At 70.6% G+C, this 23,813-nt stretch carries 20 protein-coding genes and 3 pseudogenes; 17 read left to right on the forward strand and 6 right to left on the reverse strand.

Going from position 1 to position 23,813, the window contains the following annotated elements; all coding sequences use genetic code 11:
* Positions 1-277: 277 nt before the first annotated feature.
* Positions 278-919, reverse strand: a pseudogene (locus ADK36_RS06175) (nitric oxide synthase oxygenase); the annotation flags it as partial.
* 673 nt (positions 920-1,592) lie between these two features.
* On the opposite strand from ADK36_RS06175, the pseudogene ADK36_RS06180 reads away from it, so the two are divergent.
* The 3 genes and pseudogenes from ADK36_RS06180 to ADK36_RS50910 all read left to right on the forward strand — a co-directional run.
* A pseudogene (locus ADK36_RS06180) lies at positions 1,593-2,126 on the forward strand (condensation domain-containing protein); the annotation flags it as partial.
* Between the two features lie 47 nt (positions 2,127-2,173).
* A complete protein-coding gene (gene txtH, locus ADK36_RS06185; RefSeq protein ID WP_053196654.1) occupies positions 2,174-2,371 on the forward strand; it encodes a thaxtomin biosynthesis NRPS accessory protein TxtH in 198 nt (65 codons plus the stop codon).
* A 57-nt stretch (positions 2,372-2,428) separates the two neighbouring features.
* Positions 2,429-3,613, forward strand: a pseudogene (locus ADK36_RS50910) (cytochrome P450); the annotation flags it as partial.
* A 147-nt stretch (positions 3,614-3,760) separates the two neighbouring features.
* Here the strand turns inward: ADK36_RS50910 and ADK36_RS45895 are convergent.
* On the reverse strand, positions 3,761-4,177 hold the full coding sequence (locus tag ADK36_RS45895) for an SsgA family sporulation/cell division regulator (protein ID WP_048580914.1): 417 nt from the start codon (positions 4,175-4,177) through the stop codon (positions 3,761-3,763).
* A 223-nt stretch (positions 4,178-4,400) separates the two neighbouring features.
* Between ADK36_RS45895 and ADK36_RS06195 the strand changes: the two genes are divergently transcribed.
* Both ADK36_RS06195 and ADK36_RS06200 read left to right on the forward strand, forming a co-directional pair.
* The gene (locus ADK36_RS06195) at positions 4,401-5,504 is read left to right on the forward strand and encodes a WD40/YVTN/BNR-like repeat-containing protein (RefSeq protein ID WP_053196656.1); all 1,104 of its coding nucleotides are present in this window, start codon (positions 4,401-4,403) and stop codon (positions 5,502-5,504) included.
* Between the two features lie 49 nt (positions 5,505-5,553).
* Positions 5,554-5,877: a hypothetical protein gene (locus tag ADK36_RS06200; RefSeq protein WP_030053957.1), complete on the forward strand. Its 324-nt coding sequence runs from the start codon at positions 5,554-5,556 to the stop codon at positions 5,875-5,877.
* Positions 5,878-5,880: 3 nt separating this feature from the next.
* Here ADK36_RS06200 and ADK36_RS06205 read toward each other — a convergent pair whose 3' ends face one another.
* Complete coding sequence (locus ADK36_RS06205) at positions 5,881-6,177, reverse strand: YciI family protein (RefSeq protein WP_048580912.1); 297 nt, start codon at positions 6,175-6,177, stop codon at positions 5,881-5,883.
* A gap of 62 nt (positions 6,178-6,239) precedes the next feature.
* Between ADK36_RS06205 and ADK36_RS06210 the strand changes: the two genes are divergently transcribed.
* The gene (locus ADK36_RS06210) at positions 6,240-6,938 is read left to right on the forward strand and encodes an endonuclease V (RefSeq protein ID WP_048580911.1); all 699 of its coding nucleotides are present in this window, start codon (positions 6,240-6,242) and stop codon (positions 6,936-6,938) included.
* 61 nt (positions 6,939-6,999) lie between these two features.
* Positions 7,000-7,146 (forward strand): morphogenic membrane protein MmpA, encoded by a 147-nt coding sequence (gene mmpA / locus ADK36_RS49410; protein ID WP_167366184.1) that lies wholly within the window; start codon positions 7,000-7,002, stop codon positions 7,144-7,146.
* A 30-nt stretch (positions 7,147-7,176) separates the two neighbouring features.
* Here the strand turns inward: mmpA and ADK36_RS06215 are convergent, their stop codons facing one another.
* Complete coding sequence (locus tag ADK36_RS06215) at positions 7,177-8,355, reverse strand: saccharopine dehydrogenase family protein (protein WP_048580910.1); 1,179 nt, start codon at positions 8,353-8,355, stop codon at positions 7,177-7,179.
* Positions 8,356-8,446: 91 nt separating this feature from the next.
* Between ADK36_RS06215 and ADK36_RS06220 the strand changes: the two genes are divergently transcribed.
* The 5 genes from ADK36_RS06220 (at position 8,447) to ADK36_RS06240 (ending at position 14,726) form a co-directional block, all read left to right on the forward strand.
* Positions 8,447-8,827, forward strand: coding sequence for an MmcQ/YjbR family DNA-binding protein (locus ADK36_RS06220; RefSeq protein WP_048580909.1), 381 nt, complete (start codon positions 8,447-8,449; stop codon positions 8,825-8,827).
* Between the two features lie 129 nt (positions 8,828-8,956).
* Positions 8,957-10,087: a CaiB/BaiF CoA transferase family protein gene (locus tag ADK36_RS06225; RefSeq protein ID WP_048580908.1), complete on the forward strand. Its 1,131-nt coding sequence runs from the start codon at positions 8,957-8,959 to the stop codon at positions 10,085-10,087.
* Positions 10,084-11,226: an acyl-CoA dehydrogenase family protein gene (locus ADK36_RS06230; protein WP_048580907.1), complete on the forward strand. Its 1,143-nt coding sequence runs from the start codon at positions 10,084-10,086 to the stop codon at positions 11,224-11,226. Before ADK36_RS06225 ends, ADK36_RS06230 begins: the two co-directional genes overlap by 4 nt.
* A 60-nt stretch (positions 11,227-11,286) precedes the next feature.
* Positions 11,287-12,501 carry an acetyl-CoA C-acetyltransferase gene (locus ADK36_RS06235; RefSeq protein WP_048580906.1) on the forward strand — a complete coding sequence of 405 codons (1,215 nt, stop codon included), beginning with the start codon at positions 11,287-11,289 and terminating at the stop codon, positions 12,499-12,501.
* Between the two features lie 50 nt (positions 12,502-12,551).
* A complete protein-coding gene (locus tag ADK36_RS06240) occupies positions 12,552-14,726 on the forward strand; it encodes a 3-hydroxyacyl-CoA dehydrogenase NAD-binding domain-containing protein (protein WP_053196658.1) in 2,175 nt (724 codons plus the stop codon).
* A 246-nt stretch (positions 14,727-14,972) separates the two neighbouring features.
* Here the strand turns inward: ADK36_RS06240 and ADK36_RS06245 are convergent, their stop codons facing one another.
* Positions 14,973-15,695, reverse strand: a complete 723-nt coding sequence (locus tag ADK36_RS06245; RefSeq protein ID WP_048580904.1) for a MerR family transcriptional regulator — start codon at positions 15,693-15,695, stop codon at positions 14,973-14,975.
* Positions 15,696-15,924: 229 nt separating this feature from the next.
* On the opposite strand from ADK36_RS06245, the gene ADK36_RS06250 reads away from it, so the two are divergent.
* The 3 genes from ADK36_RS06250 to ADK36_RS06260 are packed head-to-tail and all read left to right on the forward strand — an operon-like array spanning position 15,925 to position 18,829.
* Positions 15,925-17,391: an amino acid permease gene (locus tag ADK36_RS06250; RefSeq protein WP_048580903.1), complete on the forward strand. Its 1,467-nt coding sequence runs from the start codon at positions 15,925-15,927 to the stop codon at positions 17,389-17,391.
* Between the two features lie 50 nt (positions 17,392-17,441).
* The gene (locus tag ADK36_RS06255; protein WP_048580902.1) at positions 17,442-17,930 is read left to right on the forward strand and encodes a macro domain-containing protein; all 489 of its coding nucleotides are present in this window, start codon (positions 17,442-17,444) and stop codon (positions 17,928-17,930) included.
* Complete coding sequence (locus ADK36_RS06260; protein WP_048580901.1) at positions 17,927-18,829, forward strand: PfkB family carbohydrate kinase; 903 nt, start codon at positions 17,927-17,929, stop codon at positions 18,827-18,829. The genes ADK36_RS06255 and ADK36_RS06260 overlap by 4 nt, the downstream gene beginning before the upstream one ends.
* 11 nt (positions 18,830-18,840) lie before the next feature.
* On the opposite strand, the gene ADK36_RS06265 is transcribed toward ADK36_RS06260, so the two are convergent.
* Positions 18,841-20,334 (reverse strand): M1 family metallopeptidase, encoded by a 1,494-nt coding sequence (locus ADK36_RS06265; RefSeq protein WP_199830121.1) that lies wholly within the window; start codon positions 20,332-20,334, stop codon positions 18,841-18,843.
* A 208-nt stretch (positions 20,335-20,542) separates the two neighbouring features.
* Between ADK36_RS06265 and ADK36_RS06270 the strand changes: the two genes are divergently transcribed.
* Together ADK36_RS06270 and ADK36_RS06275 are read left to right on the forward strand one after the other, a co-directional pair.
* A complete protein-coding gene (locus tag ADK36_RS06270) occupies positions 20,543-22,501 on the forward strand; it encodes a Xaa-Pro dipeptidyl-peptidase (protein ID WP_053196763.1) in 1,959 nt (652 codons plus the stop codon).
* Complete coding sequence (locus ADK36_RS06275) at positions 22,498-23,775, forward strand: M14 family metallopeptidase (RefSeq protein ID WP_053196660.1); 1,278 nt, start codon at positions 22,498-22,500, stop codon at positions 23,773-23,775. Before ADK36_RS06270 ends, ADK36_RS06275 begins: the two co-directional genes overlap by 4 nt.
* Positions 23,776-23,813: the final 38 nt, after the last annotated feature.

Here is a 23,813-nt window from a genome sequence, read left to right on the forward strand (position 1 = left end):
GGGAGGCCTCGGAGGGCTCAGGGAAATGAGAAAAGCCCTGTTCCGGAGGACGGCTCGAACGCCGAGGTCGCACGCAGCGCAAACACACCTCAGGTGTGGCGCGGTGTCTCAGGACCTCAGACGAGCAACGTCCTTCTCCAATCGACGGCAACAGGACCGCTGTACACCGTAGGAGGGGGCGGAGAGGGTGTCAACGCAATTAAAAGCTCGACAGCCGTCGGCACTGGCGGCTGTCGAGCAGATGCCGCGGGGCGGGGGTGTGGACGCCTCACGGGCCTCACTGGCGGGGGTAGAAGTTGGGGCGCTGGTCGACGTTGTCGTAGTAGCGGTGGAAGACGGGGGTGATCCCGCCGGACAGCGGGGGGACGATCCAGCTCCAGTCCGCGGGTACGGTACGGCCCTGGCGTTCCTCCTTGGCCAGGTGGGCGAGGAAGCGCCGGGACTCCTCGTGGTGGTCGCTGATGCGGACGCCCGCGGCCTCGAAGGAGTGCAGGACGGCGACGTTGAGCTCGACCAGGGCGCGGTCGCGGCACAGGGTGGACTCGCTGCTGGTGTCCAGTCGGAGGCAGGCGGCGATGGCGGGGAGCAGGTTGTAGCGGTCCTCGTCGACGAAGTTGCGGGCGCCGATCTCCGTGCCCATGTACCAGCCGTTGAACGGGGCGAGAGGGTAGTCCATCCCGCCGATGCGCAGGCGCATGTTGGAGATGACGGGTACGGCGTGCCAGCGCAGGCCCAGTTCGGCCAGGCGTGGGACGTCGGGGTGGGTGATCGGGACCTCCAGGACCACCTCCCGCGGCAGCTCGAAGAGCCGGGGTTTGTCATCGGGGGTGTCGATGACCAGGGGCAGGACGTCGAACGGCCCTTGGGGGCCGCGCTGCCAGCCGAGGCCGAGGCCGAGGACGGATTCGGTGAGGTCGTCGCTTCCAGCACTTCCGTCCCCCGGTCGGCGGTGAACCGGGGATCCTTCAGTCCTGCGGCGCAGTCGGCGTACGTCAGGACCGCCCAGGCGTTCAGACGCTCGACCCAGTGGACGGGCTCCCGCCGGGCCAGGCCGGCGTAGACGGGGTAGGGGTCGGGCACGATGGACAGGTCCGCGAGCGGCGATGAGGCGGTCACGGGGGCTCCTTGGGGTAGTCGAAAAGGGATGCGGAGAGGGGGGAACGCGGCAGGGATGTCGGGGATGGGAGGCGAGCACCTCGATCCCGTGGTCGTCAGCCACGGCGCATACGTAAACCGGGGCGGGCAGCGCGACATCGCCGGCGGAATGTCCAGCGAGGGGGTGAACCCGGCCCGTCGGTGGAGGCCCGACGAGACGAAGCGGGCTGGAGAAGAACCACGCTCACATGGTTTGTCCGCCTTGGTGGCGGGGGCGCCGTGGCACCGCGATTCCTCTCTCTTGAAGGTCGTGCGCTGGCACGCCTTCATCATGGAGGGGCATACCCGACGAAATCGTGTCGATCGGTGACCGATGCCTAGCTCTTGGATGCCAGGTCCGCTATGCGCGTTGTGCTGCGGAGATGGACAGCCGGACGGAAGCTGGTAGCGGGTCGGCCGGTCCTGCCGGACGATGAACTTCCGGATTCCATGGGTGAGATGGCGCGCTGGACAACCTCGTCGGGCTGTTCGCCAACAGTGTCGTCCTTCGCGTGGACACCTCGGGCGACCCGACGTTCCGCACCCTGCTCGCCCGTACCCGTGCCGTGGACCTCGATGCCTTCACCCATCAGGAGGTCCCGTTCGACCAGGTGGTGGATCTCGTCAACCCGGCACGCCATCCGGCGCGTCACCCGCTGTACCAGACGGCCCTCGTCGTGCACGCGCCGCCCGGTGACGGCCATCGGGCCGACCTCGTCACCATCACCCCCGAACCGCCCCCGAACACCGGAACGGCCCGCTTCGACCTGATGTTCGACTGGGACGAGAGCCGGGACGGCGCCGGCCATGCCCAGGGCCTCACCGGCCGCACCGAGTACAGCTCGGACCTCTTTACCCAGGACACCGTGGAACTCCTCCTCCAGCGGTACCTCCTGCTGCTGTCCGCCGCGGTACGTGACCCGGACGCAACGCTTCACACCCTGGACATCCTCACCGATTCGGAACGGCGGGCCTCCTCACCGCGGCCGTAGCCGTCCGCCCCTCCCCAACACCGAGCCGGAGCTAGGAGAAACTCACCGTGCCCTCACCCTTCGACGACCACGACGGGCAGTTCCACGTACTCCGCAACGAGGAAGGCCAGTTCTCACTGTGGCCGAACTTCGCCGACATTCCCTCCGGGTGGCGTTCCGTGAACGGGCCGAGCCCCCGCGACAGCACCCTTGAGTACATCGAGAAGGAGTGGACGGACATGCGCCCGGCGTCCGTCCGTGAATGATCCGCCGCCACGACTCCGTACGGCCCCGGCCCCGCGGTCCTGAAAGGAAACGACACCATGGAATCTCCGGCCACCCGGGCGCACCCGGCGGACTCGCCGTTGGAGCCCTATCACATCTACCCCGAGGCCAAGTCCTGCCCGGTGGCGAAGGTCGGTCTGTGGAACGGCACACCGGCGCATGTGTTCTCCAAGTACGAGGATGTGCGGACCCTGCTGCAGGACAGGCGGTTCAGCTCGGACTCGCGTCGGCCCGACTTCACCGAACTCACTCCGACGCTTCAGTCGCAGGCCGCGGCACCGCCGTTCGTACGCACCGACAACCCCGACCACCGGCGCCTGCGGGGCACCGTCGCACGGGAGTTCCTGCCCAAGCGCATCGAGCTGCTGCGCCCCGCGATCCGCGAGATCGTCCACGGTGTGCTCGACGGGCTCGCCGAGACCGCGCCTCCCCAGGACATACTTGAGGCCTTCGCCGTCCCGGTCGCCTCCGCGACCGTCTTCCGGCTTTTGGGGATTCCGGCCGGGGACCGCGCGTTGCTCACCCGGTGCGTCAAGGGCGTGGTCTCGGCGGTGGGGAGCGAGGACGAGGGCGCCGAGGTGTTCCGGACACTGGGCGAGTACATCGCCGGACTCGTCCAGGACTTCTCCGCACTGCCCGAGGACAGCCTGATCCGGCGCCTGGTGACGGGCCCCTACCAGGAGAAGCAGCTCACCTTCCACGAGACCATCGGCGTCATCCTCATGCTCATCGTCGGGGGCTACGACACGACGGCCAGCACCATCTCGCTGTCCTTGGTGAGTTATGCGCTGCACCCGGAGAAGTTCTCCGTCGTCCACGAACACCCGGAGCGGATCCCCCTGCTCGTCGAGGAGTTGCTGCGCTACCACACCGTCACACAGCTCGGACTGGGCAGGATCGCCACCGAGGACGTCGAGGTGGGCGGCGTCACGGTGCACGCCGGCGAGATGGTGGTGGCGGCGCTCCCGCTGGCCAACCGGGATGAGAGCGTCTTCCCCAACCCGGACGAACTCGACTTCGACCGCCCGTCCGTGCCCCATGTCGGCTTCGGCTACGGCTCCCACCAGTGCGTCGGCCAGGCACTGGCCCGAGTCGAACTCCAGGAAGCCATTCCCGCGGTGATCCGGCGGTTGCCCGGCCTGCGGCTCGCCCGCGCTCTGGAAGACCTGCCGTTCCGGCACGACATGGCCATCTACGGCGTCCATGAACTGCCCATGACCTGGAGACCGGGCCTGCCGCCAGGGGCTGTCGTCCGAACCGCCCCGCCGCGGTGGTTCACCGGCTGGGACGGCCTCGATGCCGACGTCTCCTTCACGGGAGAGGACGGCCGCATCGGCCGCACACCCCGCACCAGGACGCTCCGGGAGACCTCAGCAGGCGTCCCGCATCAGCTCCGCCAGGTCCCGGTCCAGGTCCAGCTGAAGGTGCTCCAGCCCCAGCGGCACCAGCTCGCTCGTCGCCTCCAGGAACCGCCGGACCTCACCCGAGCGGATGTGCACGACCGCCGTGCCCTCCGGCGCGTGGAACTCCAGTACCGTGCGGTCGTACCCGTACGGCCGCACCCGGACGTCGCCGTGTCCCTCGGGCCCTTCCAGGCCGGTCAGGAGCAGCTCACGGCTGAAGGTCCAGCAGACCTCCACACCCTCCAGCGTGGCCGGGGCCGGGAAGGTCATGCGGACGGCGAACGGATCGCGCCGGTCGTAGTGCAGGGTCGCGGGAATGCTCGGCATCCGCGGCGCGGCGGCGACGAGTCGGGCCTCAACGGGCTGCTCGATGACGGAGGACAACGCCTTGCTCCCTTGTGACAGCTGGACGAACATCCGGGCGGACGAGACCGGGCACCGGTAGAGACGATGGAATCGGCCAATCGGTGCACACGGAGGGCGAGTGACCTCTGTCACCGCCTTCATGCACAGGGGTGACTCGTACGTCCCCCTGTGCCGGGAAAGTCACCTGTGACTGTTGTGGCCGTCTGGACGCCGCCGGGGCGCTGGGCTAGCTTCGCCCGCCATGAGGCGTTCGGGGATCACGCGACGGTCGGGGCGTACGTTTCGGACAGTGGCCGCGGGGGTGGCCTGCGGGGCGGCGCTGGCCGCGCTGACGGCCGTACCCGCGCAGGCGCGCGAGCCGGAGCGCCGGGCGCCGCACTGGGAACTCAAGGACAGCGGCACGCCCGAGGTGCGCTTCCGCGGTCTGTCCGCGGTCAGCCGGAACACCGCGTGGCTGGCCGGAACCGAGGGCACCGTCCTGCGCACCACCGACGGCGGCGGAACCTGGCGGAACGTCTCTCCGCCCGACGCCGGCGAGCTTCAGTTCCGGGACGTCGAGGCGTTCGACGCGCGCCGCGCCGTGGTGCTGGCCATCGGAGAGGGCGAGGCGTCCCGCGTGTACCGCACGGACGACGGCGGCGCGACCTGGACGGAGTCCTTCCGCAACACCGACGCGCGGGCCTTCTACGACTGCATGACCTTCTTCGACCGCCGCCACGGACTGGCGATGAGCGACCCGGTCGACGGCAGGTTCCGCATCCTGTCGACCAGTGACGGCGGCCGCTCCTGGGAGGTGCTGCCCGACGACGGGATGCCCGCCGCCCTGGCGGGTGAGGCGGGCTTCGCGGCGAGCGGGCAGTGTCTGGTCGCCTCCGGGCCGAAGGACGTCTGGCTGGCCACCGGCGGAGCCGCACGCGCGCGTGTGCTGCACTCCCGCGACCGAGGGCTGACCTGGACGGCCTCCGACACACCGATCCCGGCGGGCGACCCGGCCCGCGGTGTCTTCGCCCTCGCCTTCCGCGACCGTACGCACGGACTTGCGGTCGGCGGCGACTACCGCCCCGAGCAGGTATCCCCGCAGGCCGCCGCACGCACCCACGAAGCCGGTCACCGCTGGCAGCCCGCCGCCACGCCTCCGCCCGCCTACCGGTCCGGCGTCGCCTGGCTCCCGCACAGCCGCACCGCCGCCCTCGCGGTCGGCCCCACCGGCACCGACCTGACGACCGACGGCGGCCGCACCTGGCGGACCGTCGACACCGGCTCGTACGACACCGTGGACTGCACGCCGGACCTGGGCTGCTGGGCCGCGGGGGAGAAGGGCAGGGTCGCCCGTCTGGAGAGCTGACGCCGGAAAGTGGGTACTCGGGCGCCGACTGCGAGAGGAGTGACCCGACATGCCACGCGGTTCGAGCCCCAAGCGGGAACGCCAGTACGAGCACATCAAGGAGAGCGCCCAGGACCGGGGCGAGAGCACGAAGCGCGCCAAGGAGATCGCGGCGCGGACGGTGAACAAGGAGCGTGCCCGGTCCGGCGAGTCCAAGTCCGCCAGCCGCACGTCCACCCAGGACATGTCCTCGGGCAAGCGCGGCGGTCAGCGGTCGGGCCAGGGCTCCCAGGGACCCACGAAGGACCAGTTGTACGAGGAGGCCAAGAAGCGCAACATCCACGGGCGTTCGGACATGAACAAGAGCCAGCTCAAGCAGGCGCTGGGCAAGTGAGGTTCAGCGGGGTGTCTCGCGGTACCGCTGAAGTTCCGGTGCCGTCTTCGTGGCGACGAACTCGGTGATGCGGTAGGCGCAGACCCCGGCGGTGACGAACGGATCCCCCGCGGCGATCTCCTCGATGCGACCGCGGTCCTCCGCGACGGCGAGGATCACCCCGCCGTCGCGGGGGTTCTTGCGTCCGGACGCGAGGAACACCCCCTGCTCGTACCGCTCGTCGAGCCACGCCACATGCGCCTCCAGCACGGCGTCGACGGCCTCGATCGGGGCGGTGTAGGTCAGCTCCAGCACGAACATGATCGCGAGCCTACCCCTGGGCCCGCCGCATCCGGCGCCGTCCCCGTACGCTCGTGCCCACCATGACGACCGTAAGCATTCCCGCGGGCTGGCCCGCGACCGAGGAAGAGGCCCGCGCCGTCCAGGACGGACTACGGAAGCGGGTGGTCCTCGACGAGCCGGGCCCGCCGCCCGGATCCGGCCACGTGACCGGCGTCGACGTGGCCTACGACGACGAACGGGACGTGGTCGCGGCCGCGGCGGTCGTGCTGGACGCCGCGACCCTGGAGGTGGTCGCCGAGGCCACGGCCGTCGGCCGGATCTCCTTCCCGTACGTCCCCGGCCTGCTCGCCTTCCGTGAGATCCCCACGGTGCTGGCCGCCCTCGACGCCCTGCCCTGCCCACCCGGCCTGGTCGTCTGCGACGGCTACGGCCTCGCCCACCCCCGCCGCTTCGGCCTCGCCAGCCACCTCGGCGTCCTCACCGGCCTGCCGACGATCGGCGTCGCGAAGAACCCGTTCACCTTCACGTACGACGACCCGGGCCCCGAGCGCGGCGCCGCCGCGCCCCTCCTCGCGGGCGCCGAGGAGGTCGGCCGCGCCCTGCGCACCCGCGACACCGTCAAGCCGGTCTTCGTCTCGGTCGGCCACCGGACGAGCCTCGACAACGCCTGCGCCCACACACTCGCCCTCACCCCCGAGTACCGCCTGCCGGAGACGACCCGCCGTGCGGACTCCTTGTGCCGGCAGGCGCTGAAGAGGGTGAGTGCCGGTCCCGGCTGAGTACGTCGTCTGAGTACCTGTACGGATGCCGGTCCCCGCCATGATCGGCAGGCTGTGACGCATGACGACGCACCGTGCCCCGAAGCCCCTCGCCGACCCCGACCGTCCCGTCGAGCGTGCCGTGACGGCCGCGCTGGTTCTCGCCGTGGTGGCGGGGCTCGCCTGGATCGGCGGGATGATCTTCACCGTGGCGGGATGGACCCTGTAGGGCCCGTCCCGCGGGTCGTGCGGGGCCGGTTCAGCGGGTCGCGGCCACCCGGAAGGTGATCCCCGCCGTCCGCAGCCGCTCCGTCAGCGCGTCCCCCATCGCGACCGCCGTGGTGACCTGACCGGCCGTCGGCGGCAGGTCGTCGAAGGCCAGGGACAGGGCCGACTCGGCGAACATCTTCGCCGTCTCGCCGTACCCGGGGTCACCGCCCGCCACCTCGGTGAAGACGCGCCGGCCACCGCCCTCGCCGACGAAGCGGACGGAGAACCAGCTCTTCGCGCGCTTCTCGGGGCCCGGCCCCTCGCCGGGCTTGAGCCGGTCGGACAACCAGCGCCGGGCGGGCGGCAGTTGGGCGGCCGTGGCGAGCGCGCCGACCGCCGCGACCCCGCCGAGCGCGACGGGCAGATGCCGTACGGCGGCGTAGTGGCGGTAGCGGAAGTCGGGGCCGTACCGATCGAGGGCCCGCGCGGAGCGCTTGACGATCTGCGGGTCGATCGTCGGCAGCGGTACCGCCCAGGAGCCGACCTCCTTGGCGAACCTGGGCGCACCCGAGGGCGCCTGCGCCCGGCGCCCCATCAGCCGCGGCTCGTGGCGGGCCCGGTCACGCGCGGCGGACAGCATCTGGCGCCCACGCGAGAACTGGTTCAGCGCCGACGCGAACGTGCCGCCCGAGAACATGGCGTCGGCGGTCACGAACCCGTCCACCGTCAGCGGCACGCCCTCCGGCAGCTGCTGGACGGTGAAGTACGCGCCCAGGTCGTGCGGAATCGAGTCGAAGCCGCAGGCGTGCACCAGCCGCGCACCGGTCTCACGCGCGCGTGCGTCGTGCCGGACGTACGTCAGGTCCACGAACTCCGGCTCACCGCAGAGGTCGAGATAGTCGGCCCCGGTCTCCGCGCAGGCCGCGACGAGGTCCTCGCCGTACTTCACGTACGGCCCCACCGTGCTGGCCACCACGCGCGCGTGCTCGGCGAGTCGGCGCATCGAGGCCGGATCCGCGACATCCGCCTCCAGCAACCCGACCTCATCGCCGCCCGGCAGCCGCTCGCGCAGTCGCTCCAGCTTCTCCTTGCTGCGCCCGGCGATCGCCCAGCGCAGCCCCTCGGGCGCCTGAGCGGCCAGGTACTCCGCGGTGAGGACCCCGACGAAGCCCGTCGCTCCGAAGAGCACGACGTCGTACGGGCGATCCGCCCTTTTCAGCCTGGTCATGACACCCCTCGGTCTCGCAGCACGCGCCGTTGTCGGTGGCCGAGGCTAGCGTGAGGTGTGCGGAGCCCGACGACGAGCCCGGAGGTAAGCGGTGGCCGTGCCCAGGTCTGCCCTGAAGAAGTGGGAAAAAGTGCGCGAGTTCGCGCTCGGGATGCCGGGTGCCGTCGAGGAGCACCCGTGGGGCGAGACGGTCGCGAAGGTCAACAAGAAGGTGTTCGTCTTCCTCGGCGTCGACGACGGCAGCCATCCACTGGGCGTCACGGTGAAGCTCAAGGACGAGTCCGCCCACGCCCACGCCCTGACCTGCCCCGGCGCCGAACCCGCCGGCTACGGCCTGGGCAAGGCGGGCTGGGTCAGCATCCCGCTGGAGCAGAAGGGCTCCCCGGCGGCGGAGCTGCTGTGCGACTGGGTGGAGGAGAGCTACCGCACGATCGCGCCGAAGCGGCTGACAGTGGAGCTGGACGGGCGCTGATTGCGCCGCGGCGGGTTCGCGGCCGGGCTTCCGGCGGGTAACTTCCTAAGCGCTTGCTCTTGTGTCCGTCGGTGCATGTTCTTAGCATCGCTGGTGTTACAGCAGTAGTGTCATACCCCTGGGGGCAGCATGGCGACGACGCCAGGACAGGGCCCGCTCACCGGCGTGCGCGTGGTCGAGCTGGCCGGAATCGGGCCCGGCCCGTTCGCCGCCATGCTCCTCGCCGACCTGGGCGCGGACGTGGTCCGTGTGGACCGTCCCGGCGGCACGGGACTCGCCATCGACACCGCGTACGACATCACCAACCGCAACAAGCGCTCGGTGATCGTCGACCTGAAGTCCCCCGACGGCCCCGCGCGCGTCCTCGACCTCGCCACCCGCGCCGACATCCTCATCGAGGGCAACCGCCCCGGCGTCGCCGAACGCCTCGGCGTCGGTCCCGGGGCCTGCCACGCCCGCAACCCGAAGCTCGTCTACGGCCGCATGACCGGCTGGGGCCAGGACGGGCCGCTCGCCGACCGCGCCGGCCACGACATCGCGTACATCGCCCTCACCGGCACCCTCGGCATGATCGGCAGCCCCGACGAACCGCCCGCCGTCCCCGCCAACCTGGTCGGCGACTACGCGGGCGGCTCCCTCTACCTCGTCGTCGGCGTCCTCGCCGCCCTCCACCACGCGCGCGCGACCGGCACCGGCCAGGTCGTCGACGCCGCCATCGTCGACGGCACCTCCCACCTGGCCGCGATGATCCACGGCATGCTCGCCGCCGGCGGCTGGCAGGACCGGCGCGGCGCCAACCTCCTCGACGGCGGCTGCCCCTACTACGGCACCTACGAGACGGCCGACGGGAAGTACATGGCGGTCGGCGCCCTGGAGCCGCAGTTCTACGCCGAGTTCCTGCGGCTGCTCGACATCGAGGAGCACGCGGACGCCCGTAAGGACTGGTCCCGCTGGGGCGAGCTGCGCGAGGCGGTCGCGGCCCGCTTCAAGTCCCGTACCCGGGACGAGTGGACGGCCGCCTTCGAGGGCTCCGACGCCTGTGTGGCCCCCGTCCTGTCCCTGCGCGAGGCCCCGCACCACCCGCACCTCGCCGCCCGCGGCACCTTCACCGACCACGGCGGCATCACCCAGCCCGCCCCCGCGCCCCGCTTCTCCGCCACCCCGACGGCCGTACGGACCGGCCCGGCCCGGCCCGGCGCGGACACCGCCGACGTGGCACGCGACTGGGACGTACCCGACCTGATGAAGGGCCTCGCATGAAGCGGCAGATCTTCGCCCCCGAGCACGACGCGTTCCGCGCGACCGTGCGCAGCTTCCTGGCCAAGGAGGTGCTGCCGCACTACGAGCAGTGGGAGAAGGACGGCATCGTCTCCCGCGACGCCTGGCGCGCCGCCGGAAAGCAGGGCCTGCTCGGCTTCGCCGTCCCCGAGGAGTACGGAGGCGGCGGCACCCCGGACTTCCGCTACAGCGCCGTCCTCGCCGAGGAGTTCACGCGCGCGGGCGCCCCGGGCCTCGCCCTCGGCCTGCACAACGACATCATCGGCCCGTACCTCACCTCGCTCGCCACCGACGAGCAGAAGCAGCGCTGGCTGCCCGGCTTCTGCGACGGCTCGCTGATCACGGCCATCGCCATGACCGAGCCCGGCGCCGGCTCCGACCTCCAGGGCATCCGCACCCACGCCGAGGACCGCGGCGACCACTGGGTCCTCAACGGCTCCAAGACCTTCATCTCCAACGGCATCCTCGCCGACCTGGTGATCGTCGTCGCGAAGACGACTCCCGAGGGCGGTGCGCACGGGCTGTCGCTGCTCGTCGTCGAGCGCGGCATGGACGGCTTCGAGCGCGGGCGCAACCTCGACAAGATCGGCCAGAAGGCGCAGGACACCGCCGAGCTGTTCTTCCACGACGTCCGCGTGCCCAAGGAGAACCTCCTCGGCGTCCTCGACGGCGCCTTCGTCCATCTGATGACGAACCTCGCGCAGGAGCGGCTGAGCATCGCGGTCTCCGCGATCGCCGCCGCCGAGCACCTGCTGGAGATCACCACGGAGTACGTCAAGGAGCGCGAGGCCTTCGGCCGGCCGCTGGCGACCAAGCAGCACATCCGCTTCGAGGTGGCCGAGATGGCCACCGAGTGCGCCGTCACCCGCACCTTCCTCGACCGCTGCATAGCGGACCACGACAACGGCGAGCTCGACGCCGTGCACGCCTCCATGGCCAAGTGGTGGGCGACCGAGCTGCAGAAGCGGGTCGCGGACCGCTGCCTCCAACTGCACGGCGGCTACGGCTATATGAGCGAATTCCCCGTCGCCCGGGCCTTCACCGACGGCCGTATCCAGACCATCTACGGCGGGACGACCGAGATCATGAAGGAGATCATCGGCCGTTCCCTCCTCGGCTAGGGCTCGCCTGCTCGGCCAAAGCCCCTTGCTCGGCAGACCCTCACCTCGAAAGGCCTCCCTGTGAGCACCGAAGCGTACGTGTACGACGCGATCCGCACCCCGCGCGGCCGCGGCAAGGCCAACGGCGCCCTGCACGGCACCAAGCCGATCGACCTGGTCGTCGGCCTCATCCACGAGATCCGCGACCGCTTCCCCGGCCTCGACCCGGCCGCCGTCGACGACATCGTGCTCGGCGTCGTCGGCCCGGTCGGTGACCAGGGCTCCGACATCGCCCGGATCGCCGCGATCGCCGCCGGGCTGCCGGACACGGTGGCCGGCGTACAGGAGAACCGCTTCTGCGCCTCGGGCCTGGAAGCCGTCAACCTGGCCGCCGCCAAGGTGCGCTCGGGCTGGGAGGACCTCGTCCTCGCGGGCGGCGTCGAGTCCATGTCCCGGGTGCCGATGGCCTCGGACGGCGGCGCCTGGTTCAACGACCCGATGACCAACCTCGCCGTCAACTTCGTCCCGCAGGGCATCGGCGCCGACCTCATCGCCACCATCGGGGGCTTCTCGCGCCGCGACGTAGACGAGTACGCGGCGCTCTCCCAGGAGCGGGCGGCGACGGCCTGGAAGGAAGGCCGCTTCGACCGCTCCGTCGTCCCGGTGAAGGACCGCAGCGGCCTGGTCGTCCTCGACCACGACGAGCACCTGCGCCCGGGCACCACCGCCGACTCACTGGCCAAGCTGAAGCCGTCCTTCGCGGACATCGGCGACCTCGGCGGCTTCGACGCCGTCGCGCTCCAGAAGTACCACTGGGTCGAGAAGATCGACCACGTCCACCACGCGGGCAACTCCTCCGGCATCGTCGACGGCGCCTCCCTGGTCGCCATCGGCTCCCCGGAGGTCGGCGAGCGCTACGGACTCACGCCCCGCGCGCGGATCGTCTCCGCCGCCGTCTCCGGCTCCGAGCCCACCATCATGCTCACCGGCCCCGCGCCCGCCACCCGCAAGGCGCTCGCCAAGGCCGGGCTGACCATCGACGACATCGACCTCGTCGAGATCAACGAGGCCTTCGCCGCGGTCGTCCTGCGCTTCGTGCGGGACATGGGCCTGTCCCTGGACAAGGTCAACGTCAACGGCGGCGCGATCGCCCTGGGCCACCCGCTCGGCGCGACCGGCGCGATGATCCTGGGCACCCTGATCGACGAACTGGAGCGCCAGGACAAGCGGTACGGCCTCGCGACCCTGTGCGTCGGCGGCGGCATGGGCGTCGCGACCGTCATCGAGCGCATCTGAACTTCCGGCGGAACCAAGAGACTTCAGAGACTTCTACGGAGACCCCCGTCATGACTCAGAGCACCACCATCCGCTGGGAACAGGACCGCACCGGCGTCGTCACCCTCGTCCTGGACGACCCCAACCAGTCCGCGAACACCATGAACCAGGCGTTCCGCGACTCCCTCGCCGTGATCACGGACCGGCTGGAGGCGGAGAAGGACACCATCCGCGGTGTCATCGTCACCTCCGCCAAGAAGACGTTCTTCGCCGGCGGTGACCTGCGCGACCTGATCCGCGTCACGCCCGAAACGGCACAGGAGCTGTTCGACGGCGGCCTGGCCATCAAGCGCAACCTGCGGCGCATCGAGACCCTGGGCAAGCCGGTCGTCGCCGCGATGAACGGCGCGGCCCTGGGCGGCGGTTACGAGATCGCGCTCGCCTGCCACCACCGCATCGCCCTCGACGCGCCCGGCTCCAAGATCGGCTGCCCCGAGGTCACCCTCGGCCTGCTGCCGGGCGGAGGCGGCGTCGTCCGCACCGTCCGCCTCCTCGGCATCGCCGACGCGCTCCTGAAGGTCCTCCTCCAGGGCACCCAGTACAACCCGCAGCGCGCCCTGCAGAACGGCCTGATCGACGACGTGGCCGCCACCCAGGAGGAACTGCTCGCCAAGGCCCGCGCCTTCATCGAGGCCCACCCCGAGTCGCAGCAGCCCTGGGACAAGCCGGGCTACAAGATCCCCGGCGGCACGCCGGCCAACCCCAAGTTCGCGGCGAACCTGCCCGCCTTCCCGGCCACCCTGCGCAAGCAGACGAACGGCGCCCCCTACCCGGCGCCGCGCAACATCCTCGCGGCCGCCGTCGAGGGCTCGCAGGTCGACTTCGAGACGGCGCAGGTCATCGAGGCCCGCTACTTCGTGGAGCTGGCGGCCGGCCAGACCTCCAAGAACATGATCCAGGCGTTCTTCTTCGACCTCCAGGCCGTCAACTCCGGCGCCAACCGCCCCAAGGGCATCGAGTCGCGCCCGGTCCGCAGGGTCGCCGTCCTCGGCGCCGGGATGATGGGCGCGGGCATCGCCTACTCGTGCGCCCGCGCGGGCATCGACGTGGTCCTCAAGGACGTCTCGGCGGAGGCGGCGCGCAAGGGCAAGGCATACTCCGAGAAGTTGTGCGCCAAGGCCGTCTCCAGGGGCCGTACGACACAGGAGAAGGCGGACGCCCTGCTGGCCCGCATCACACCGACGGCCGATCCGCAGGACGTGGCCGGCTGCGACGCGGTCATCGAGGCGGTCTTCGAGAACCCCGAGCTCAAGCACAAGGTGTTCCAGGAGATCCAGAACATCGTCGAGCCGGACGCGCTGCTGTGCTCCAACACCTCCACGCTGCCGATCACCGCGCTGGCGGAGGGCGTCGAGCGCCAGTCCGACTTCATCGGACTGCACTTCTTCTCGCCCGTCGACAAGATGCCGCTGGTCGAGATCATCAAGGGCGAGCGGACGGGTGACGAGGCCCTGGCCCGCGCCTTCGACCTGGTCCGGCAGATCAAGAAGACACCGATCGTCGTGAACGACTCCCGTGGCTTCTTCACCTCCCGCGTCATCGGCCACTTCATCAACGAGGGCGTGGCGATGGTCGGCGAGGGCATCGAGCCCGCGTCGGTCGAACAGGCGGCGGCGCAGGCGGGCTACCCCGCCAAGGTCCTGTCCCTGATGGACGAACTGACGCTCACGCTGCCGCGCAAGATCCGCAACGAGTCCAAGCGGGCCGTGGAGGAGGCGGGCGGCACCTGGACGTCCCACCCCGCCGAGGCGGTCATCGACCGCATGGTCGACGAGTTCGACCGCCCGGGCCGCAGCGGCGGGGCCGGCTTCTACGACTACGACGCCGACGGCAAGCGGACGGCTCTGTGGCCCGGCCTGCGCGAGCACTTCACGCGCGAGGGCGCGCAGATCCCGTTCCGGGACATGCAGGAACGCATGCTGTTCGCCGAGGCCCTGGACACGGTCAGGCTCCTGGAGGAGGGCGTCCTGACGTCCGTCGCCGACGCCAACATCGGCTCCATCTTCGGCATCGGCTTCCCCGGCTGGACCGGCGGTGTCCTGCAGTACGTCAACGGCTACGAGGGCGGCGTCCCCGGCTTCACGGCACGCGCGCGTGAGCTGGCGGAATGGTACGGGGAGCGGTTCGCGCCGCCGGCGCTGCTGGTGGAGAAGGCGGAGAAGGGGGAGCGGTTCGGGGACGCGTGACGCCGGGCGCGGGGGAGTTTCCTCGCCCCCGCCGCCCCTACCCGTCCCATCCTTCTGGGACTCCGCCCCAGACCCGCTCCTCGAACGCCGGAGGGGCTGGATTCGCCAGGCATTTTCAGCCCGTCCGGCGTTTGAGGACGAGGCCCCTTCAGGGCCGAAGCGGGGTCTGGGGCAGCAGCCCCAGTGGGGGCGAAGGGGCAGCGCCCCTGGGGATGGGACGGGTAGGGGCGGCGGGGGCGAGAACTGTCAGGGGGATCCGGGGTCCTCCGGCATGCCGCCCAGCCACTCCCGCAGCTCCCCGCGCAACGACCGCTGAAAGGTCGTCAACAGTGCCTGCACGACCACGGGTTGCATGTATGCGGACAGCGACCTCACGTCCTGCGCGGCACGCTCCGACACCTCGCCGCGAAAGAGCCGCGCCAACTCGTGCGCGGCGGCACGCGAGTGCTCGATGAGGACCTTGCGCGCCGCGAGGATCGCCTCCTGCGACAGAGGCACGTCCAGCAGCCCGACCCCCAGCCGCAGCAACCCGAGATCGACGCGGTAGTCACCGCCACCGTCGCCCGAGTCGACCACCCCCATCGCGGCCAGCCGCTCCACGTCCTCGTCGCCGAGCCCACGCCCCGCCCGCCGCTCCAGCTCCTCCCGCGTCACCGTCTCCACGGCGTCCGGCGCCCATGAGGCCACCACGGCCCGGTGAATGGCGAGGTCATGGGCGTCCAGGTCCGGCGGCAGCTGCTGCAGATACCGCTCGATCGCCGCCAGCGTCATCCCCTGCTGCTGCAGCTCCTCGATGAGCGCCAGCCGGGCCAGGTGCTCACGCCCGTAGTGGCCCACTCTGCGCGGACCGAGCACCGGAGGCGGCAGCAGCCCCTTGGTGCCGTAGAACCGCACCGTGCGGACCGTCACACCCGCCCGCGCGGCCAGCTCGTCGATCGTGAGGGTCGTCCCCTCGGTGCCGGTCGTCATGTGCAGCAGTATCGCTGTCTCACCAGTGCTGTGACACCTCCGGTGACCGGTGAGGACGGTGCGGAAGTGCCCTGTGAGAAGTAACGCTCTGTGACATGCGCCACCGCGTGAGCCGCGCCTCTGGGGGAAGGTGACCCCTTGGTCTGCGCCTTTACCGAGGGCGCGGGCCATACGTACGTCCGGACACCCGAGCGCGACCCGCTCGGGCGCACCAGAGAGTGGTACTCCCGTGAGCAAGGACGCCGTGAACACGGCAGTGGCCGCACCCCGCACCGACGCGGCCTCGATGCCCGCGGACGCGGGCGACGCCGGTTACAGCAAGGACCTCAAGGCCCGCCACGTCAACATGATCGCCATCGGCGGGGCCATCGGCACCGGCCTCTTCCTCGGCGCCGGCGGCCGCCTCCACAACGCGGGCCCGGCGCTGGCGATCGCCTACCTGGTCTGCGGCATCTTCGCCTTCTTCGTCGTCCGCGCCCTCGGCGAACTCGTGCTCTACCGCCCGTCGTCCGGTTCCTTCGTGTCGTACGCGCGGGAGTTCCTCGGCGAGAAGGGCGCGTACGTCGCCGGCTGGATGTACTTCCTGAACTGGTCGACGACCGGGATCGCCGACATCACCGCGATCGCGCTCTACACCCACTACTGGAGCATGTTCACGGACATCCCCCAGTGGGTCCTGGCCCTGGCCGCCCTCGCGGTGGTACTGGCCGTGAACCTCATCTCGGTGAAGATCTTCGGCGAGATGGAGTTCTGGTTCGCGATCATCAAGGTCGCCACGCTCGTCGCCTTCATGTTCGTGGGCATCTTCCTGCTCGCCACCCAGCACGAGGTCGGCGGCCAGACCCCGGGCCTGGACGTGATCACCGACAACGGCGGTGTCTTCCCGCACGGCCTGATGCCCGTCGTCCTCGTCATGCAGGGCGTGATCTTCGCGTACGCCGCGCTGGAACTGGTCGGTGTCGCCGCGGGTGAGACCGCCGAGCCGGAGAAGGTCGTCCCCCGCGCGGTGAACTCGATCATGTGGCGCGTCGGCCTCTTCTACGTCGGCTCGGTCGTCCTCCTCGCCCTCCTCCTCCCCGGCTCGGTCTACTCGGCCGACGAGAGTCCCTTCGTCACGGTCCTGTCGAAGATCGGCGTCGAGGGCGCCGGCGACGTGATGAACCTGGTGGTCCTGACCGCGGCGATGTCCTCCCTCAACTCCGGCCTGTACTCCACGGGCCGAATCCTCCGCTCCATGGCGATGGCGGGTTCGGCTCCGAAGTTCACGGCCCGCATGAACCGCAGCCAGGTTCCCTACGGCGGCATCCTGCTGACCTGCGCCGTGTGCGTCCTCGGCGTCGGCCTGAACTACCTCATGCCCAGCCAGGCATTCGAGATCGTGCTGAACGTCGCCTCGCTCGGCATCATCTCGACCTGGGTGATCATCATGATCTGCCACCTGCTCTTCGTCCGCCGCGCCAAGGCGGGCCTGGTCACCCGGCCCGGCTTCCGCCTCCCGGGCAGCCCGGTCACCGAGATCGTGACCATCGCCTTCCTGGTCGCCGTACTCGGCCTGATGTGGAACGACCCCGAGGTCGGCCGCAAGACCCTCCTCCTCATCCCCGTCATCGCCCTGATGCTGATCGGCGGCTGGTTCGCCGTCCGCCGCCGCGTCGCTCGCGCGGAGGACCGGGAGCTGGCCGACCTCACGAAGTAGTCAGGAGTAATGCACGGGCCGTTGTCAGTGGCGGGCCCTACGGTGGCGTCATGTCGGAGATCACGTATGTCCGGGGTGACGCCACCGTTCCGTCGGTGAAGGGCGTCAAGGTGATCGCCCATGTCTGCAACGACATAGGGGGGTGGGGGAAGGGGTTCGTCCTGGCCGTATCGCGCCGCTGGCCGGAGCCGGAGAAGTCCTACCGCGCATGGCACCGCGAGCGCGCCGCGAACGACTTCGGGCTGGGCGCGGTCCAGTTCGTCCAGGTCGAGCCGTACGTCTGGGTGGCCAACATGGTCGGGCAGCGCGGCATCCGCACCGGAAGCAAGGGCGTGCCCGTGCGCTATGAGGCGATCGGTACTGCGTTGGAACGGCTCGCCGACAAGGCTGCCGAACTCGGAGCCTCCGTGCACATGCCGCGGATAGGGTGCGGGCTGGCCGGGGGCAAGTGGTCCCGCGTAGAGCCGCTGATCACCGAGCGGTTGGTGCGACAGGGAATCGCCGTCACGGTCTACGACCACGGGGAGGGCGCAAGTTGAGCCGCGACATCGACGTGCTCGTGCTGGGCGGGGCCGGGGTGGACACCATCGTGTACGTCCCCGAGCTGCCGCTTCCGTACGCCGACAGCTACATGATCGACAGCGGGATCCGCGCCCGCGCCGGTCAGACCGGGGATTTCGTCGCCGTCGGACTCAGCGGCCTCGGCCTGCGCACCCACCACGTCGACTTCCTCGGCGACGACCCCGAGGGCGAGCTCGTCCGTGCCCTGCACCAGGAGCACGGCATCGCCCTGACCGCGATCCCGCAGCCCGCCGGGACCAAGCGCGCGGTCAACCTCGTCGGGCCCGACGGACGCCGACTGTCCCTGTACGACACCAGCCGGGCCCACGCGGACGACAGGTTCCCCGAGGACACACTGCGGACCCTCGCCGGGGCGAGCCGGCACGCGCATGTGTCGATCACCCACCCCTGCGCCCATGCCCTGCCCCTCCTGCGCGAGGCAGGCGTCACCCTCTCCACCGACCTCCACAACTGGGACGGCGAGAACCCGCACCACGAGCCCTTCGCGTACGCCGCCGACATGGTGTTCCTCTCCGCGGCCGCCCTGACCCACCCGGAGCGGACCATGCGCCGCATCGCCGAGCGGGGGAGGGCCGAGGTGGTCGTCGCCACCGCCGGAGCCGAGGGCGCGTACCTCCTGACCGACGGAGAGGTCACACACGTCCCCCCGGTGGCTCCACCGGCGCCGGTGGTCGACTCCAACGGCGCCGGCGACGCCTTCGCGGCCGCCTTCCTCTTCGGTCGGCTGGCCGGCGAGCCACCGCACCGGTGCGCTGTGTACGGCGCGGTGGCCGGCGCCCACGCCTGCACGGTGCCGTCGACGGAGACAGCTCCCATAGACCTGACCGGACTGCTCAGGCGCACTGCCACGCCCTGAGGGGCGCGGACTCAGTGCTCGTGCACGTCATTCGTCGCGGCGATCTTCTTCCAGGACTCGGGCTGCCCGGGAACTCCGGACACCCGCGCGATCGAAGCCGCCCCCGCCGCGGCAGCGCCCGGCTTCGACGGCTGGAACAGCCAGGTGTCGAAGAGCGCCGCCAGCGGCTTGCCGGACACCTCCTCGGCGTACCGCTGGAAGTCGGCCACCGACGCGTTGCCGTAGGCGTACTTCTGCGTCCAGCCCTTGAGGACGGCGAAGAACGCGTCGTCACCGATCTCGTTGCGCAGGGCCTGAAGCGTCAGCGCACCCCGGTCGTAGACCGCGAGGTGGAACTGGTTCTCCGGCCCGGGATCACCGGGCCGCACCTGCCAGAAGGCATCGTCGGCCGCACGCGAGGCGTACACGTAGTCGGCGATCTCCTGCGCCGTCCCCTCGCCCTCGTGCTCCGACCACAGCCACTGCGCGTACCGCGCGAAGCCCTCGCTGATCCAGATGTCCTTCCAGCCCTTGACGGACACCAGGTCGCCGTACCACTGGTGGGCCAGCTCATGGACGACGAGGGTGGTGTTCGACCCGTTCGCGAAGTTCCGCGGGCTGTAGTACGGCCGGGTCTGCGTCTCCAGCGCGTACCCGGTGTCGGTGTTCGGCACATACCCGCCGAGCGCGTTGTAGGGGTACGGCCCGAAGTACTCGCTCAGCCAGTCGGCGATCTCCCCGGTCCGCTCGATGCTCGCCTTCGCCGCACCGGTCTTGTCGCCCAGGTCCTTGCTGTAGGCGTTGATGACCGGAATGCCGCTCTCGCTCGTGCCCGTCGTCACGTCGAACCTGCCGACCGCGAGCGTGGCGAGATACGTCGCCTGCGGTTTGTCGGAGCGCCAGTTGTAGCGGGTCCAGCCCAGCCGTGAACTCGTCGACTGGAGCGTGCCGTTGGAGATGGCCTGCGTACCGTCCGGCACCTGCACCGACACGTCGAACGTCGCCTTGTCGAGCGGGTGGTCGTTGCTCGGGAACCACCACCAGGCGGCCTCCGGCTCGTTGGCCCCGGCACCGCCGTCCGGGGTGCGGTGCCAGCTGGTGAAGCCGTACGCCTCCTTCGACGACGGCACACCGCGGTAGCGCACGACGACCGTGATGGCCGCGCCCTTGGCCAGCGGGGCCTTCGGTGTGATCTCCAGCTCGTGTTCGCCGGACGTCACGAACGACGCCTTCGCGCCGTTGACCCGGACCTCGCTGACGTCCAGCAGGAAGTCCAGATTGAACCGGGACAGGTCCTGCGTGGTCCGCGCGAGCAGGGTCGCCGTTCCCTCCAGCTCGTCCGTGGCCGGCTGGTACTTCAGCCGGAGGTCGTAGTGGGAGACGTCGTATCCGCCGTTGCCGTAGGCCGGGTAGTAGGGGTCGCCGATGCCCGGGGCGCCGGGGGAGTGGCTCGCGGCCGACGCCGGGATCGCCAGCATCAGAGAGGCGGCTGCGAGTGCGCCCGGCGCCATGATTCTGCGGTGCACGAAAGCTCCAAGTCGTAGGGGCCCGAAGTCTGTCCGGAGCTTATTCGGTACCTGTGGACTCCGGTGTGTCCATGACCACCGCTGTCACGCAATCGGCATTCGGCCGCAATGGACCGACCCGTCCCAGGGGCGTTTATCGGCCACCCGGACCTCACACGCCATCAGCCGCCCTCTTCTGCACGGGAGTTCACCGATGTACCGTCCGCGCATGCCGAAACGCATGCGCTTCACGATCTGGAGACAGCTCGCGGCGGTGGCCGCAGCCGCCCTGCTGGCCACGTTCCTCGCCCCCGCCACGGCGCACGCCGCCGCCCCGCGGGAGAGCAGGCCCGTCTACTCGTACGAGAACGCCATCCGCGAGGCCGTATGGGTGGACACGGGACTCGATCTCGACCGCGACGGCAGGAAGGACCGCGTCGCCGTCGATGTCGTCCGGCCCCGCGAAGCGGCCGCGCAGGGCCGCAAGGTGCCCGTCATCATGGACGCCAGCCCGTACTACTCGTGTTGTGGGCGCGGCAACGAAAGCCAGAAGAAGACGTACGACGCGAGCGGCGACGTAGTCCAGATGCCGCTGTTCTACGACAACTACTTTGTGCCCCGCGGCTACGCGTTCGTCGGCGTCGACCTGGCCGGCACCAACCGCTCCGACGGCTGCGTGGACGTCGGCGGCCGTTCCGACATCCTCTCCGCGAAGGCCGTCGTCGACTGGCTGAACGGCCGCGCCAAGGCGTACACGACCCGCACCGGCAGCACCAAGGCCACAGCGACGTGGACCAACGGCCGTACCGGAATGATCGGCAAGAGCTGGGACGGCACCATCGCCAACGGTGTCGCCGCCACCGGGGTCGAGGGCCTGAAGACCATCGTCCCGATCAGCGCCATCTCCTCCTGGTACGACTACTACTTCCAGCAGGGCGCCCCGCTGTACGACTCCGGCCCCGACGCCCTGTCCGACTACGTCGACAGCCCCGACGCCCGCGCCCGGTGCGGCGCCGTCCAGCAGATGCTCGTCGACGGTGCCCCGCGCACCGGCGACTGGACGCCCCTGTGGACCGAACGCGACTACGTGAAGGACGCCCGCAAGGTCCGGGCGAGCGTCTTCCTCATCCACGGCATGCAGGACCTCAACGTGCGGATGAAGCACGTCGGACAGTGGTGGGACGCCCTCGCGAAGAACGGCGTCGAGCGCAAGATCTGGCTCTCCCAGACCGGTCACGTCGACCCCTTCGACTTCCGCCGCGCCGAGTGGGTGGAGACCCTGCACCGTTGGTTCGACCACGAACTCCTCGGCTACGACAACGGCGTCGACCGCGAGCCCATGGCCGATATCGAGCGCCACCCCGACCAGTGGGTCACCTCGAAGGTCTGGCCGCCGCGCGGCACCGACACCACCACCCTGCGCCCCGCCGGGGGAGCGCAGCCGGGCGTCGGCACCCTGGGCCTGCGCAAGGGCAAGGGCACCGAGACCTTCACCGACGACCCGCAGCACGGCGAGACCGACTGGGCCGCGCACATCGACCGGCCCACCCCCGACAAGGCCGGCTTCGTGACCAAGCCGCTCACCCGCGACCTGCGCCTGTCCGGCTCGTCCGAGGTCACCGTCACCGCGACCCCGACCACCTCCACGGCACACCTCTCCGCCGTCCTGGTCGACCTCGGCCCCGACACCATCCGCGACTACGCGGCGAGCGGCGAGGGAATCGCCACGCTCACCGAACGCACCTGCTGGGGCGTGAGCACGACCGGTGACAGCGCCTGCTTCAAGCAGACCAAGGCAAAGACCGCCGACGTCGACTACACGGTCGTCAGCCGCGGCTGGGCCGACCTGGGCAACCACGCCTCGGACCGCGAGGGCCTGCCGCTCACCCCGGGCAAGGCGTACACGATCACCCTCGACCTGGCGGCCACCGACCACGTCGTCCCGGCCGGACACCGCCTCGCCCTGATCGTCGCGGGCACGGACAAGGACCTGATCGACCCGCCGTCGACCAAGCCGACCCTCACCCTCGATCTCTCCCGTACGAAGGCACTCGTCCCGCTGGTCGGCGGCGCCCCCGCCTTCGCCCGCGCCACGGCGGGCTCCGTCGCCGTGGCCCCCGCGGCCACGCCTCTCGACGGCGTGTCCCCGCCGCGCACCACACACCGCATCCCGGAGGGAGGCCAGTGACCCGCACCCGCGTCCGCACCCTGACCCTTGCCGCGGCGGCCCTCGCCGCGTCCCTCGTGGCGGTCCCCGCCCATGCCGCCGACTCCCCGCCGCGCACCGGCTTCGAGCAGTCGAACGGCGCCCGCTGGACCAGCCAGCCCGAGGAGCAGAGCTTCCTCAGGGCCGTCGACAAGGCGAGCGACCGGGTCGCCGTCACCCGCATCGGCACGACCAAGCAGAACCGCCCGCTCCAACTGGTCCGGATCGGCACGCGCCCCACCCCGAACAAGGTGCTGCTGGTGTGCAGCCAGCACGGCGACGAGCCCTCCGGCCGCGAGGCCTGCCTGTCCACCATCCGCGACCTGGCCTACGCCGACGACCGGCAGACCCGGCGCTTCCTGGAGCGCACCACCCTGCTGGTCGTGCCCACCGCCAACCCCGACGGCCGGGCCGCCGACACCCGGGGCAACGGCGACGGCGTGGACATCAACCGCGACCACCTCGCGCTGGCGACCGCCGAGGGCCGCGCCATGGCCGCGGTCGTCCGCGACCAACGCCCCGACGTGATCTACGACCTGCACGAGTACGGCGCCACACCGCAGTACTACGACAAGGACCTGTTCGACCTGTGGCCGCGCAACCTCAACACGGACGCCCACGTCCACGACGAGGCGCGGACCCTGTCCCAGGCGTATGTGCGCCCCGCCGCGACAGGCTCCGGCTACTCGACGGGCACGTACGGCATCTGGACCGACCCCGTGACGGGCGAACCGATCAAGCAGGTCGCCGGTGACGGCCAGGAACGCATCCTGCGGAACATGTCCGGTATCAAGCACTCGGTGGGCCTGCTCATAGAGAGCCGCGTCGATCCCCTGACCGACGAGGAGCAGGCCGACGAGTCGCTCAACAACCGGCGTCGGGTCTCCTCCCAACTGGCCGCGCTGGACGGCCTGTTCGAGTTCAGCGACGTCCGCCGCGGACAGGTCGAGACGGCGACCGGCAGGGCCCGGCTTGCGGGCTTCGCCGACACCGGGCCCGTCTATGTCGGCGGCGCCGACAACGACCAGCCGGAACCCGCCGAGGTGATCCAGGACCCGCCCTGCGGCTACCGGCTCACCACCGACCAGTACCGGCAGGTGAAGGACGAACTGGCGCTGCACGGAGTGAAGTCGAAGGCGACCTCCACGGGCGCCCTGGTCCCGCTCCGCCAGTCCCTGCGCGCCCTCGTCCCACTGCTCCTCGACGAGCGCGCCCCGTACCGCATCACGGCCGGTGAGCCCGACACCGACTGCTGAAACGGCTGAGATCGACGGGATCTGTGGTAGGTCCTGGG

Source organism: Streptomyces viridochromogenes, assembly GCF_001270495.1.
Classification (GTDB): Bacteria; Actinomycetota; Actinomycetes; order Streptomycetales; family Streptomycetaceae; genus Streptomyces; species Streptomyces viridochromogenes_A.

Coding starts and splice junctions, on each gene's coding strand:
- ADK36_RS06230 (WP_048580907.1), top strand. CDS start 10,084: ATGAAGCGGCAGATCTTCGCCCCCGAGCACGACGCGTTCCGCGCGACC.
- ADK36_RS06225 (WP_048580908.1), top strand. CDS start 8,957: ATGGCGACGACGCCAGGACAGGGCCCGCTCACCGGCGTGCGCGTGGTC.
- ADK36_RS06255 (WP_048580902.1), top strand. CDS start 17,442: ATGTCGGAGATCACGTATGTCCGGGGTGACGCCACCGTTCCGTCGGTG.
- ADK36_RS06205 (WP_048580912.1), bottom strand. CDS start 6,177: ATGTTCGTGCTGGAGCTGACCTACACCGCCCCGATCGAGGCCGTCGAC.
- ADK36_RS06270 (WP_053196763.1), top strand. CDS start 20,543: ATGCCGAAACGCATGCGCTTCACGATCTGGAGACAGCTCGCGGCGGTG.
- ADK36_RS06215 (WP_048580910.1), bottom strand. CDS start 8,355: ATGACCAGGCTGAAAAGGGCGGATCGCCCGTACGACGTCGTGCTCTTC.
- ADK36_RS06210 (WP_048580911.1), top strand. CDS start 6,240: ATGACGACCGTAAGCATTCCCGCGGGCTGGCCCGCGACCGAGGAAGAG.
- mmpA (WP_167366184.1), top strand. CDS start 7,000: ATGACGACGCACCGTGCCCCGAAGCCCCTCGCCGACCCCGACCGTCCC.
- ADK36_RS06245 (WP_048580904.1), bottom strand. CDS start 15,695: ATGACGACCGGCACCGAGGGGACGACCCTCACGATCGACGAGCTGGCC.
- ADK36_RS06240 (WP_053196658.1), top strand. CDS start 12,552: ATGACTCAGAGCACCACCATCCGCTGGGAACAGGACCGCACCGGCGTC.
- ADK36_RS06195 (WP_053196656.1), top strand. CDS start 4,401: ATGAGGCGTTCGGGGATCACGCGACGGTCGGGGCGTACGTTTCGGACA.
- ADK36_RS06200 (WP_030053957.1), top strand. CDS start 5,554: ATGCCACGCGGTTCGAGCCCCAAGCGGGAACGCCAGTACGAGCACATC.